Origin of the sequence: Terrabacter tumescens (assembly GCF_014646815.1) — a bacterium.
Classification (GTDB): Bacteria; Actinomycetota; Actinomycetes; order Actinomycetales; family Dermatophilaceae; genus Terrabacter; species Terrabacter tumescens.
The window spans coordinates 391,665-404,924 of record NZ_BMNZ01000006.1; the positions used below are offsets into that span (position 1 = coordinate 391,665).

Here is a 13,260-nt window from a genome sequence, read left to right on the forward strand (position 1 = left end):
CGGCGGCGACGGGTACGCTCGCCGGGTCATGGAGAAGCAGCTGGTCGGGTCCGAGCACGAGGTCGTCGATGCCCGGGTGACGGGCGAGGCGCCCGCCCCGACGGACGAGCCGCCGCGCGACGACAGGGCCGCCCGCCGCGTGCTGCACGACGTCTTCGGTTTCAGCTCGTTCCGCGGCTCGCAGCAGGCCATCGTCGACCGAGTCGTGGCGGGCCACGACACCGTCGTCCTCATGCCGACCGGTGGCGGCAAGTCGCTCTGCTACCAGCTGCCCGCCCTCGTGCGGTCCGGCGTCGGCGTCGTCGTCTCGCCGCTCATCGCCCTGATGCACGACCAGGTCGAGGCGCTGCGGCTCCTCGGCGTGCGCGCGGCCTTCTGGAACTCCACCTCGTCCGCCGAGGAGTCCGAAGCCGTTCGTCGCGACGTGCGGGACGGCCGACTCGACCTGCTCTACGTCGCTCCCGAGCGCCTGCTCATGCCGTCGTTCCAGAGCCTGCTCGACGACGCGGCAGCGGGCGCCGGCCTCGCGCTCTTCGTCATCGACGAGGCGCACTGCGTGTCGCAGTGGGGACACGACTTCCGGCCGGAGTACCTCCGCATCGCCGAGGTCACCGCCCGGTTCCCCCACGTGCCTCGCATCGCACTGACTGCCACCGCCGACGCGTTGACCCGTCGCGAGATCCACCAGCGGCTGCGCCTCGACGGCGCCGCCGAGTTCGTCTCCAGCTTCGACCGCCCCAACATCCGCTACGTCGTCGAGGAGAAGACCGACGCCCGCGCCCAGCTGCTGCGCTTCCTCGAGCAGGGCGGCGACGGCGCTGGCTTCCGCGGGTCCGCCGGCATCGTCTACTGCGTGTCGCGCAAGCGCACCGACGAGATCTCGACCTTCTTGCGCCAGAAGGGTTTCGACGCGATCGCCTACCACGCCGGGCTGCCCAACGAGGTGAGGGCCGCCGCGCAGCAACGGTTCCGACGCGACGAGGGCGTGATCGTCGTGGCGACCATCGCCTTCGGCATGGGCATCGACAAGCCCGACGTGCGCTTCGTCGCGCACGTCGACCTCCCGAAGAGCCTCGAGGGCTACTACCAGGAGACCGGGCGGGCCGGCCGTGACGGCGAGCCCGCGGTGGCGTGGATGGCCTACGGCCTGGCCGACGCCGTGCAGCAGCGCTCGTTCATCATGAGGTCCGACGGCAGCCCCGAGCACCGTCGCGTCGACTCGGCGAAGCTCGACGCGATGCTCGGCTACGCCGAGGCCTCCTCGTGCCGCCGGCGTCTGCTGCTGGCCTACTTCGACGAGAAGTCCGGGGACTGCGGCAACTGCGACACCTGTCTCGAGCCGCCCGAGCTGTGGGACGCCACCGTGCCCGCCCAGAAGGTGCTCTCGGCAGTGGTCCGCACGGGTCAGCGCTTCGGCTCGGGGCACGTCGTCGACGTCCTGCTCGGCAAGCGCACCGACAAGATCGTCAGCTGGGAGCACGACCGGCTGCCGACCTTCGGGGTGGGCAGCGACCTCGCCGAACCCGAGTGGCGCTCGGTCATCCGACAGCTCGTCGCCCGCTCGGTGCTCTCACCCGACCCGGACCGGATGGGCGCCCTCACCATCACGGAGACGGCCCGGCCGATCCTCGACGGCGTGGAGACCGTGGAGCTGCGTCGGCTCCCGGCCGCACCGGCACGCAGCCGTTCCCGTTCGCGCTCGCGCTCGGCCTCGACCGCGAAGGCCGGCGCCGGGGCCAGCCCAGCCGACCGCGCGCTCTTCGAGCTGCTGCGCGGCGAGCGGCGCTCGATCGCCGACGCCGAAGGCGTCCCGGCCTACGTCGTGCTGCCCGACCGCACGCTGTGGGAGTTGGTGAAGGCCCGACCGGCCAGCACGACCGACCTGCTCACGGTCAACGGCATCGGGCCCGTCAAGGCCGAGAAGTACGGCGCCCGGTTCCTCGCGCTGCTGGCCGAGCACACCGGCTGACGGCAGGGGGCGTCGCCCTCAGCCGACGACCTCGTCGACGAAGCACCAGCGCCATGCCTCGCCCGGCTCGATCGAGCGCATCACGGGGTGCTGCGTCTCGTGGAAGTGGGCGGTGGCGTGCTTCATCTCCGAGGAGTCGCAGCAGCCGACGTGGCCGCACTGGAGGCACAGGCGCAGGTGCACCCACGTCGTGCCGTCGCGCAGGCACTCCTCGCAGCCCTCGGGCGTGCGTGGCTCGACGCACGAGTCGGTGATCTGGAGGTGCTCGCACGGAGCCTCGATCGTGTCCACGGGCAACATCTCACTCTCTGCCAGACGGCTCTCCTGGTCGTCGATGCGGTCGAGCATCGTCTCCTCGAGGTCGAGGGATCCCAGCACGGTGCGGAGCACGACGTGGTCCGCCCGGCCCTCGTCGCGCAGCCGCAGCACCTCGTCGCGCTCGGCCTGCAGCATCTGCATGCGGGCACGGCGGTAGCGCGCGCTCGGCGTCTCGTCGGCGTCGCCGCTGCGCGGGCCGAGCCGCTCCCACATCTGGTTGAGGCGGTCCTCGGAGCGCGACCGCAGGATCTCGCGGGTCGCCTCGTCGACGTCGTCCAGGCGGTTTAGCACGTCGAGTCCCGAGCGGGTCGCGGCCTGCAGGACCGTGGCGGCCTGGAGGGCGTCCTCGCGTGGGTCGGGCCCGCGGACGTCGAGGCGCCGGGCGAGCGTCGGCAGGGTCGTGCCCTGGATGAGCAGCGTGCCGATGGTGACGACGACGGCGATGAGGACGAGCACGTCGCGGTGCGGCGTGTTCCCGGGGAGCAGCAGGGCGGCCGCGAGCGTCACGACGCCGCGCATGCCGGCCCACGAGAGCACGACGGTGTGGGTCCACGGCGCCTGGGCCTCGTTGCGCAGCACACTGGTGCTGAGGAAGCGGAACGGCACGACCCAGAGGGGCCGCAGCACGAGGACGGCGACCAACGTGCCGACTGCGGCGAGGGTGATCCGACCGGCCGGCAGCGACGAGCTGCGGACCTCCGCGAGGACGTAGAAGACCTGCAGGCCGATGAGGAGGAAGACGGCGTTCTCGAGGAGGAACTGGATCGAGGTCCAGTTGATCCGCTCGCTGAGGCGGGAGGCGCCGGTCTGGGTGCGCGGCGACTTGTGCCCGAGGACGAGACCGGCGGTGACGACGGCGATGACGCCCGAGGCGTGCAGCTCCTCGGCGGGCACGTAGGCGGCGAAGGGCACCATGAACGACAGCACGGTGTCGAAGGCCGGCTCCGTGGAGAAGTGTCGGCGCAGGACCGACACGATGAGCGCGACGACGAAGCCGATCGCAGCTCCGCCGACCGAGGCCCACGCGAAGTCGAGCACGACCCCGCCGAAGGTCACGCCGCTCGAGGCGACGCCGGAGGCGAGACCGGCCGCGGCGAGGGCCGTGCGCAGGGAGACGAGGGCGGTCGCGTCGTTGACGAGCGACTCCCCCTCGAGGATCGAGACCAGCCGGCGGGGCAACCCGATCCGCCGGCCGACAGCCGTGGCGGCGACCGCGTCCGGCGGCGCGACGACCGCTCCGATGGCGAAGGCCACCCCGAAGTCCAGGCCGAGCACCCACCGGAGGAAGAGCGCGACGCCGAGGGCGGTGAAGAGCACGAGGCCCACGGACAGACTGAGGATGACCCCGCGGTTGTTGCGGAAGTCGACGAGCGAGGTCTGGATGGCCGCGGCATACAGCAGCGGCGGCAGGATACCGAGCAGCACGACGTCGGGGCTCAGGGCCACCTCGGGGACGAACGGCAGGTAGGACCCGAGGATGCCGACGACGATGAGCACGAGGGGGGCCGGCAGGTCGAACCGGTCGGCGAGCCACGACCCGCCGAGCACGGTGGCCGCGATCGCGAGCAGCCCGATGGCGATCTCCACGCCGCCATCCTGCCCCATCGCCCGCCCGGGCGCGTCGGCCGTCCGCCGACGCGCCCGTGCGGGTCGTCAGGCGGTGAAGAAGGAGCGCACCGCGGCGATGACGCGGTCCTGGTCGGCGTCGGTGAGCTCGGTCGCGCAGGGCAGCGAGAGGCCGCGGGCGAAGAGCCCGTCGCCGACGGCGCCGCCGATGACCGGCGCGGTGAGGAACGGCGGCTGGGCGTGCAGGGGGCGCCACAGCGCGCGGGCACCGACCCCGAGACCGTTGAGGTGCTCGAGGAACTCGTCGCGGCCGCGGCCGTCCTCCTCGGGGACGAGGACCGAGTAGAGCCAGTACGTCGCGTCGAGGCCGGGCACGCGCGGCGGCAGCACGAGCGGCAGGTCGGCGAAGTCGTCGTCGTAGCGGGCCGCGATCCGGTGCTTGGCGGCGACGAAGTCCGCCAGCCGCTCGAGCTGGGCCAGGCCGAGGCCGGCGGCGATGTTGGTGAGGCGGTAGTTGTAGCCGACCTCGTCGTGGAGGTAGCCGACGTCGGGCACCTTGGCCTGCGTCGTCAGGTGACGGGCGCGGGCGGCGAGGTCGTCGTCGTCGGTGACGATCATGCCGCCACCGCCCGTCGTGGCGATCTTGTTGCCGTTGAAGGAGAAGCAGCCGATGCGCCCGACGGTGCCGGTGTGCCTGCCGGCGTATCGCCCGGTCGACCACGAGGCCCCGAGGGACTCCGCGGCGTCCTCGAGCACGGGTATGCCGTGTCGGTCGCAGGCGTCCATGAGCGGTTCCATGTCGGCGGGCTGCCCGAGCACGTGGACGATCTCGACGGCCTTGGGCTGGACCTCGCCGGCGGCGGCGCGGCGGTCGAGCTCGGCCGCGAGCAGGGCGGGGTCGATGTTCCACGTCGTCGTCTCGGCGTCGACGAGCACGGGCCGGGCGCCGCAGTAGGCGATCGGGTTGACCGAGCCGACGAAGGTGAAGTCCGAGCAGACGACGTCGTCGTCACGGCCCACGCCGAGCAGCAGCAGCCCGATGTGGATCGCCGCGGTGCCGGTGGCGCACGCGATGGCGTGCTTCGAGCCGACCCGCTCGGCGAAGCGCTGCTCGAACTCCGAGACGAACGGCCCGACCGACGAGACGAACCCCGACTCGACGGCCTCGAGGACGTAGCGCCGCTCGAGGTCACCGATGTTGGGCACCGCGAGCGGGATCGTGCCCTCCGCCCCGCGGGCGCCCGGCGCGTGCGCCTCCCCCGTCGTCGTCACCGGTGGTACCGCCCTGCGGTCTCGGGGTCGACGCGCGGCCGCAGCCACTCGGCGGTGGCCGCGAGGCCGTCCTCGAGCGACACGGTCGGCGCCCAGCCGAGGACCTCGTTGGCGCGTGAGGGGTCCGAGAGCAGGATCTGCACCTCGGAGCCCTCGGGGCGGATGCGGTCGCTCTCGGTGACGATCTCGGCGTCGCTGCCGGTGACCTTGCGGCAGAGCTGCACGACGTCGCCGACCGAGACGGTGCGGCCCGTGCCGAGCTGGATCGTGGCGCCGGGCTCGACGTCGGCCAGGGCGGCCCGGACGAACCCGTCGGCCGTGTCGGTGACGAACGTGAAGTCACGCTTCGGCGACAGGTCACCCAGGCGCAGCTCGGAGGCGCCGGCGAGCAGCTGGGAGAGCACCGTCGGGATGACCGCGCGCGTCGACTGGCGCGGCCCGAAGGTGTTGAACGGGCGAAGGGTCGTCACCGGCGTCTCGAAGGACAACGCATACGACTCGCACATCTTGTCGGCCGAGATCTTCGTCGCGGAGTACGGCGACTGCCCGCGGAGCGGGTGCGCCTCGGTGATCGGCACCTCCTCCGGCGTGCCGTAGACCTCCGACGTGGAGGTGTTGACCATCCGCGGCGTCCCGTGGCGCCGGACCGCCTCGAGGACGTTGAGCGTGCCGATGACGTTGGTCTCGACGTAGGAGCGGGGAGCCACGTAGGAGAACGGGATCGCGATGAGCGCCGCGAGGTGGAGCACGACGTCGACACCCTCGGTCGAGGCCATCACGTGCTCCGGGTCGCGGATGTCGCCGAGGACGACCTCGGCCTGCCCCTCGCGCACCGCGGCCTTGAAGGCGTCGGACTCGTCGAGCCACCCGGTGGAGCCGTTGGAGTTGTAGAGGCAGAAGGCGCGCACGTGGGCTCCGTCGGCGAGCAGCCGCTCGACGACGTGCGAGCCGATGAACCCGTCCGAACCCGTCACGAGGACCGTCTTGCCGGCGATGGACCCGGCCATCGGCCGCGGCGTGAGTTCGGGCGTGAGTGCTGGCGTGAGTTCTGTTGTCACATCTGCCTTTTCGTCGTGGTTCGTCATTCTTCGTGAAGCTGCGTTCGTGTGGGTCAGGCCTCGCCCTTGGCCCGGGCGAGGTCCTTCGGGGTGCCGACGTCGATCCACTCGCTCTGGATCGGCCACGCCGTCACCGGCTCGTCGCGCTCGAGGCAGGTCTCGACGAGACCCGGCATCGTGCTCGCCCGACCCGGCGGGAGCCACGCGAGCGCGCGCGGCTCGACGGCATACACGGCCGCGTTGATGTCGAAGCTCAGCGTCGGCTTCTCCGACACGCCGGTGACGCGGCCGTCGGTGCTCTCGACGACCCCGAAGGGCACCTCGTGCTGGTAGGTGCGCGTCGCGACCGTCACGGCCGCGCCCGTGCGGCGGTGGGCCTCGAGCAGGTCGCTCGCGTCGAACTCGACCATGAGGTCGCCGTTCATGACGAGGACCGGGTGCTGCAGGTCCGGACGCTGCTCGCGCAGCAGGGTCAGCGACCCAGCCGTGCCGAGCGGCCGCTCGGGGTCCTCGCGCAGGTAGCGCACCCGGCACCCGAGGCGCGAGCCGTCACCGAGGTGCTCCTCGATCTGCTCCGCGAGGTAGTTGACGCTGACGTAGATCTCACGGATGCCGTCACCGACGAGGCCGAGCACGATCCACTCGAGGATCGAGCGCCCCGCCACCGTCATGAGCGGCTTCGGGGTGTCCTTCGTCAGCTCGCCGAGGCGGGTGCCGCGACCGCCGGCCATGACGACCGCGACGTTGGGCAGCGGCGCGGAGCCGATGACGTCCGAGAGCGTGTGCAGCCCGACGAGGGTGCCGTCCTCCTCGACCTCGGGCACCGCGGAGATCCGCAACGCCTGCATGAGGTCGAGCACGAGCGCCCGCGGTGAGCCGGCGGCCACGGAGTGCGGGCTGCGGGTCGCGTGCTCCAGCGCCAGGTCGTCGAGGCTCGTGCCCTTGAGGAAGGCCCGGCGCAGGTCACCGTCGGTGAGCAGGCCGGCCAACTGGTTGTCGCCGTCGACGAGCAGGCACACGAGGTTGCCGCTGCGGTCGACGACCTCGAGGGCGTCACGGATCGTCGCCGTCGTCGGCGCGCAGGCCGCGCGCAGGTCCCGAGCCGTCACTCCTCTTCCTCCTCGTTCGTGGTCCGGCGCCGGTGGGGCACCGCGGGCGCCGACTCCGCCGACACCATGTCGACGAAGTGCTTGGCCCGCGGGCCGAGCGCCGCTGTGCGAACGATAGCGAGGATGCGGGCGCTGGCCGTACCCGTGCCGTAGGGGTTGGTGACGTGGGCGGAGTGCTCGCGCCAGCGCTCACCCAGCGCCGTGCGGAGCGCGGCCTCGACGGCGACCCGACCCTCCGCTGCGTGCACGACGTTGTCGCCGCGAAGCCGGCCGCGCTGGCGCTCGCCGATGTCGACGGCCGGCACGTGCACCGTGGCGGCCTCGATGACCCCCGAGCTCGAGTTGCCGACGACGACGTCGGCCGCGGCGAGCACACGGGGGTAGTCGCGCCCGAGGGCGGCCACGAGCCGCAGTCGGGGCTCTCTCGCGGCAAGCCCGGTGAGCGCGTCGAGGATCTCGTCACGTCCCTCGTCCATGCCCGGGTGGGTGGCCACGACGGTGCCGCACGTGGCGAGGGCGGCCTCGGCCGCCTCGCGCGCCCACTCACCCACGGGAGCCCCGCTCTGGGCGGTCGGCGGGTGGTAGGTGAACAGGGCCAGCGGTCGCTCGACCGTGGAGCCGAGCAGGTTGCCCAGCTCGGCATCGGAGATCGGTGCCACGCCGGCGAGCCGGTCGAGCCCCGGAGCGCCGGTCACGTGCACGCGGTCCGCGGGCTCGCCGAGCTGGCGCACCCGGGCCGCGGCGTCCTCGGACGCGACGCAGTGCTGGTCGCCGAGCTTCGTCACGGCGTGGCGCACCCGCTCGTCGAGGGCACCCTCGGTCACCTCTCCCCCGTGCAGGTGCACGACGGGCACACCGAGCAGCACGGCGGGCGGCACGACGTAGAGCAGCTCCCAGCGGTCGCCGAGCACGACGAGCACGTCCACCTCGTGCCGGCGGAGGGCCTGCCCGGCGGCACGTGCGAGCACGGCGCCCTGCTCGAGCTGCGCCTCGACCGTGACCTCGGACATCGGGTCGGCGAGGGGCACGACGGCCGTGCGCCAGTCGTCCTCGGAGGCGCTCGTGGGCAGGGCCGCGACGAGGTCGCCGGCGGCATACATGACCCCGGTCAGCACGCGGAGGGTCACGTCGTCGGCGGCCTGCAGCTGCTCCAGGACCGGTGAGAGCGGACCGAGGTCGGCACGCGTGCCGACGAAGACGGCGACCGTGAGGGGCCCGGTGGAGGGTGTGGCGAGGGGTTCGTTCATCGGGCGGCTCAGGGCGCGAGGTCCGCGTCGGTCACGGGCGCGCCCGCCTCGACGGCACGGGCGAGGACGCGTCCGCGGATGTCGACGGCCGGGCTGATGCCGCCCTCGGGCCGCAGCAGCTGAAGGTCGGCGCCGGTGAGCTCGGTCCCGGCCGTCATGGCGTGCGCGGCGTGCCACGACCGTCGCACGAGCACGGCGTTCTCCTCCTCCGACGGCATGCGCACCTTGATGCCGTCGCCGAGCGCCACGGCGAGCTGCTTCGTCGCCGCGACGTACTCGGTGAGCGCGTCGGGCTCGAGGCTCGCCAGGTGGTCGGGCCCGGGCAGGGTGCGGTCGCTCGTGAAGTGCTTCTCGAGGATGGGTGCGCCGAGCGCGACCGCGCCGAGCGCCGTCGTGAGGCCCGGCGTGTGGTCCGACCAGCCGACGGGGATGCCGTGCAGCTCGGTCAGTCGCGGGATGACCCGAAGGTTGCACTCCTCCACGGGCGCCGGGTAGGCCGAGACGCAGTGGAAGAGCACGAGCCCCGGGGCGTCGGCGCACGCCTCGACGGCCGCCTCGACCTCGTGCTCGGTGCCCATGCCGGTGGAGACGAGCAGCACGACGCCGAGCTGCGACATCTCCCGCAGGTAGGGCAGGTTGGTCAGCTCGCCGGAGCTCACCTTGAGCGCCGGCAGGCCGAGGTCGACGAGCATCTCGGCGCTGTCGAGGTCGAAGGGCGTCGACAGGAAGGTCGTGCCGGCCTCGGTGGCGTGGTCGCGCAGCTCGACCCAGGCCTCCTTGGGCAGGGTCAGCGCCTCGAGGAGGCTGCGCTGGTCCGAGCTGCCCCCGCGGTCGCGCTGGTAGGGCGTCGTGGCGGCGGCCGACGACACGAGCTTCTCGGGCGAGAAGGTCTGGAACTTCACGGCGTCGGCGCCGGACGCGGCCGCGATGTCGACGAGCCGGTGGGCCAGCTCGATGTCGCCGTTGTGGTTCACGCCCGCCTCGGCGATGACGTAGACGTCACCGGGGGTGGGCACCTCGCGGGCGCCGATGGCGACGGGGGTGACGGCGTTCAGGTGGTCGCTCATGCGGGTCCTCCAAGGGGTGCTGCAGGGGCGCCGACGACGGTCTCGCCGTCGGCGACGTGGCGGGTCACGACGGCGCCGGCGCCGACGGTGACCCCGGCGCCCACGCTGACGCGGGGCAGGACTCGGGCTCCGCTGCCGACGAGAGCACCGTCCCCGACGGATGCGCCGCCGAGGAGAACGGCCCCGGGGGCGACGTGGACTCCGACGCCGACGCGACAGTCGTGCTCGACGACGGCGGCGGTGTTGACGACGACCGCGTCGCCGAGCCGGCTCGCGGGCCCGACGTGGGCGTGCTCGAGCACGACGGACCCGGACCCGACGATGCTGTGCGGTGAGACGGTCGCGGTCGCGGCGACGACCGGCGGGACGGAGGCGCCTCGGGCCACGAGCTCGCGGACGAGGCGGGTGCGGGCCGGGTTCGAGCCGATGGCGACGACGGCGTGCAGGCCCTGCGCGGCGATCATCTCGAACGCCGCCCGGTCGTCGCGGACGACGTCGACGTGCCACGCCTCGCCCTCGGGGACCTCACCCGCGACGGCGACGACGCGGTGTCCGGCGCGCTCGAGCACGTCGACGACCGAGCGTGCGTGGCCGCCCGCTCCGAGGACGACCCAGCCGGGCTCGCTGCCCGTCACTCAGACCGTCCCGAGGGGCGCGGCCGTGGCGGCTGCCGCACCAGCCGCAGCGCCTGCTGCGCTCGCGGCGGGTCCGTGGCCGAGCGACACGGCCGCCTCGGCGAGGGCGCCGCCCACCTTGCGGATGTTGTCGGGCTCGAGCACGGCCGGCACGCGCGGCGGGTCGAGCACGAGGCCCTCCCACGAGTTGCGCACGTAGTCGTGGACGAACCACTCGTCGATGGAGGCCTGGTCGGCGCGCAGCGACTCCCAGCCGCGGTCGCCGACGAACTGCGTCAGGTCGTCGGGCGAGTCGAGCTTCCTGACGTTGCCGAGCCCGCTCCACGGCATCTCGGCGCCGGTGACGACGGGCAGGCCGAGCAGGCCCGCCTCGAGGCCGACCGTGCCGGTCGCGGTGACGGTGAAGACGGCCTGCTTCATCAGCTCGCGCGAGTCGGCGAAGGGGTCGATGGTTGCGATGTTGGGGTGGGCGTCGAACTGCGGCCAGTAGTCGGGGTCGCGGCGCCACATGAAGTGCGCGTGCTCCTTGACGGCGACGCCGATGCCGAGCGGCGCCAGCGCCTCGGCCAGCACGCGGGCCGTGTAGGCCTGGTCGCGCCACTCCTGGCCCATGACGTCGGCGCTCGACTCGGGCTGGACCTGCAGCGGCAGGAAGACGAACTTCTCGGGCACCGGGTCCCAGCGGCGGCCGCTGTACTCGCGCAGGTTGAGGCGTGCCTTGACGGGGTTGAGCCACGGCAGCCGGGCGTAGTCCGAGGGCCTCGGCAGCTGCAGGTTGGCGCCGCGGTCGACGGCGAACTCCTTGATGCGGTCGCTCGCGAGGCGCCAGATCTCCTGACCCGTCTCGACCTTGAGGTTGCGCGCGAAGCCCATCGGCCGGCCGTGCTCGGCGCGCCAGGTGTCGATGAACGCCTGACCCGCCGCCTCGGCGGACGGGTCCTCGACCTGCCGCTCCCAGAGGGTGATGCCCTTGGGTGCGCCGATGAGGCCGAAGCGGTCGGACGGGAGGCGTATGCCGCGTGGCCAGGTCGCGAGGCCGCCGTGCTGGGTGACGAGGCCGGCCGTGAGCAGCTCGGACGTGACCGTGAACTCGACGAGGGCGAGCACGGGTCCGCGCCCCTCGATGGCTGCCTCGAGCTCCTCGGCGGCGAGGTTGAGGAAGTTCATCGCGGTGTCGACGCGGTTGCGGCGCAGCGCGCGCTCGGACACGAGCAGGTCGAGCGGGTCGAGACCGACGCCCGCGCACGCCCGCTTGAGAGCCGCGTGCGGCGCGAGGCCGCTGACGACGTTGGCCTTACGCGCTGCGGCATACGGCAGCCGGACGGTCGTGGCCCGCGGCGCGTGCTTGCGCACCCACGCGAGGTTGGCGTCGGTCCGCACGACGAGCACGAGGTCCTTGGTCTCGAAGCCGGCGTGCACGAGGGCGGGGACGAGGAGGTCGTCGTAGCCCAGTCCCATGTGGACGAGCGGTGTCACCACGAAAGCATGTCTCCTGCGTGTCGGTGCGTGCCGGATCGGGAGGCGAGCCGGGCGAGCGCCCCATCCTAGCCGCGGAGCGTGCGCACGATCCGCGGCGCGAGCGCCGCCGCGGCGACGGCGACGAGGAGGGCGAGGGCGATCCGCGCCCAGACCGCCGGCCCGTCGAGCGGCAGCACCGCGCCGACGAGCGCGAGCGCGACACCGCCCACGGCCACGGCAGCGGCGCGCGGGGGCCAGCGCAGCGGCGAGTGGGTGCGGGCGAACCACGTGGTCAGCGCCATGAGCACGACGTAGCCGACGGCCTTGGCGATCGCGACCCCGACGACCCCGCCGGTGGCACCGGCGCCCGGTGCGAGCCACAGCGCGACGAGGACGACGACGACGAGCGCGGCAAGAGCCGCCCAGGCCAGCCGGCCGGTGCGCTCCGCGTCGAGCACGGCGAGCGAGGAGCCCTGGTAGAGCATGTACGACACCGACACCGTGCAGATGACCCCGAGCGCGGCGACCATCGAGACGTGGTCGAAGCCCGGGTCGGCCATGACGGCGACGAGCCACGGCCCGAGCAGCGCCACGCCCGCGGCGCCGGCCGCGACGACCGTCGTCAGGGCGGTCCCGGTGCGGGCCGTCCACGCCCAGCGGCTCCCGATGGGGTGGGACAGCACGAGCGGGCCCCACGCGTTGAAGAGCGCGACGGACAGGACGAACGGCATGTTCCCCAGCTGGAGCGCCACCTGGTACCGACCGGCGCCGGACTCGCCGACGAGGAGACGCGCGAGCAGCACGTCCCCGGAGAGCAGCCCGAGCATCGCGGCCGCCTGGGGCAGCAGCGGGGCGGCGAGGCGGATGCCCGCGCGCACGCGCTCGCGCTCGACGGTCGGTGGCAGCGGACGGCCGAGCACCAGCGCGACGACCGCTGCGAGCACGACGACGACGGCGTATGCCGTGAGGTACCTCCCCGACGTCGGCTCGCCCCGCGCCGCGAGCAGTCCCGCGAGCTGGGCGCCGACCGTCGCGAGGACGGCGAGGGCGAGGAAGCCCCACGGCTGCAGGCGGGCCCGCATCAGCGTCTGCCCGGCGACGACCGTCGTCAGCGCCACGGCCGCGACGACGAGCGGCACCCACTGCCCGAGGTCGGCATGGCCGGCTGCGGACAGCGCGAGCGCCAGGGCCAGCCCGGCGATGCCGAGGCCGGCGGCGAGGAGCACCATCGTCCCGGCGAGGGCGCGCGCGACGCGCGGGCCGTCCTCGCCGCGGTGGTGCTCGCGGAGCACGACCTGCGGCAGACCGGCCGCCGCGATGGTGCCGACCATCTGCACGATCACGAGACCCGTTGCCACGCGGCCGAACTCGATCTCGCCGAGCACGCGGGTGGCGAAGGGCAGCACGAGCAGGACGCCGAGGCCCTGTAGGGCGGTGCCGACGAGGTAGACGACGGAGTGCGCTCCGAGCGAGGCGCCGGAACGGTCTGCGGTCGGCTCGGTGCCTTCGGGCGCGCTCGTCACAGACCCGAAGGTACCGGTGCGCGGGCCACCCCCTCGTC

General features: G+C 73.3%; 10 protein-coding genes. 1 reads left to right on the forward strand and 9 read right to left on the reverse strand.

Annotated features, from left to right (window positions below; translation table 11 throughout):
* Window positions 1–28 precede the first annotated feature (28 nt).
* Entirely contained in the window at window positions 29–1,969 is a 1,941-nt protein-coding gene (gene recQ / locus IEY30_RS17065) for a DNA helicase RecQ (protein ID WP_081920657.1), read from the forward strand.
* 18 nt (window positions 1,970–1,987) lie between these two features.
* Here recQ and IEY30_RS17070 read toward each other — a convergent pair whose 3' ends face one another.
* From IEY30_RS17070 to IEY30_RS17110, 9 genes are all read right to left on the reverse strand, one after another.
* On the reverse strand, window positions 1,988–3,874 hold the full coding sequence (locus IEY30_RS17070) for a Na+/H+ antiporter (protein WP_030203087.1): 1,887 nt from the start codon (window positions 3,872–3,874) through the stop codon (window positions 1,988–1,990).
* 66 nt (window positions 3,875–3,940) lie between these two features.
* A complete protein-coding gene (locus tag IEY30_RS17075) occupies window positions 3,941–5,125 on the reverse strand; it encodes a DegT/DnrJ/EryC1/StrS family aminotransferase (RefSeq protein WP_030203090.1) in 1,185 nt (394 codons plus the stop codon).
* Window positions 5,122–6,132, reverse strand: a complete 1,011-nt coding sequence (locus IEY30_RS17080; protein WP_043417379.1) for an SDR family NAD(P)-dependent oxidoreductase — start codon at window positions 6,130–6,132, stop codon at window positions 5,122–5,124. The genes IEY30_RS17075 and IEY30_RS17080 overlap by 4 nt, the downstream gene beginning before the upstream one ends.
* Before the next feature lie 104 nt (window positions 6,133–6,236).
* Window positions 6,237–7,292 (reverse strand): nucleotidyltransferase family protein, encoded by a 1,056-nt coding sequence (locus tag IEY30_RS17085; protein WP_052359005.1) that lies wholly within the window; start codon window positions 7,290–7,292, stop codon window positions 6,237–6,239.
* Window positions 7,289–8,539: a UDP-N-acetylglucosamine 2-epimerase gene (neuC, locus tag IEY30_RS17090; protein ID WP_052359006.1), complete on the reverse strand. Its 1,251-nt coding sequence runs from the start codon at window positions 8,537–8,539 to the stop codon at window positions 7,289–7,291. The genes IEY30_RS17085 and neuC overlap by 4 nt, the downstream gene beginning before the upstream one ends.
* Window positions 8,540–8,547: 8 nt before the next feature.
* Window positions 8,548–9,606, reverse strand: a complete 1,059-nt coding sequence (locus IEY30_RS17095) for an N-acetylneuraminate synthase family protein (RefSeq protein ID WP_052359007.1) — start codon at window positions 9,604–9,606, stop codon at window positions 8,548–8,550.
* Entirely contained in the window at window positions 9,603–10,241 is a 639-nt protein-coding gene (locus IEY30_RS17100; RefSeq protein WP_030203106.1) for a NeuD/PglB/VioB family sugar acetyltransferase, read from the reverse strand. The genes IEY30_RS17095 and IEY30_RS17100 overlap by 4 nt, the downstream gene beginning before the upstream one ends.
* A complete protein-coding gene (locus IEY30_RS17105; protein ID WP_229675059.1) occupies window positions 10,242–11,717 on the reverse strand; it encodes a hypothetical protein in 1,476 nt (491 codons plus the stop codon).
* A 68-nt stretch (window positions 11,718–11,785) separates the two neighbouring features.
* Window positions 11,786–13,222 carry an oligosaccharide flippase family protein gene (locus IEY30_RS17110; protein ID WP_030203112.1) on the reverse strand — a complete coding sequence of 479 codons (1,437 nt, stop codon included), beginning with the start codon at window positions 13,220–13,222 and terminating at the stop codon, window positions 11,786–11,788.
* Between the last annotated feature and the right edge of the window lie 38 nt (window positions 13,223–13,260).

Bases quoted from the DNA above. Each gene is read 5' to 3' on its own strand.
- IEY30_RS17095 (WP_052359007.1), bottom strand. From the start codon at position 9,606: ATGAGCGACCACCTGAACGCCGTCACCCCCGTCGCCATCGGCGCCCGC.
- neuC (WP_052359006.1), bottom strand. From the start codon at position 8,539: ATGAACGAACCCCTCGCCACACCCTCCACCGGGCCCCTCACGGTCGCC.
- recQ (WP_081920657.1), top strand. From the start codon at position 29: ATGGAGAAGCAGCTGGTCGGGTCCGAGCACGAGGTCGTCGATGCCCGG.
- IEY30_RS17080 (WP_043417379.1), bottom strand. From the start codon at position 6,132: ATGGCCGGGTCCATCGCCGGCAAGACGGTCCTCGTGACGGGTTCGGAC.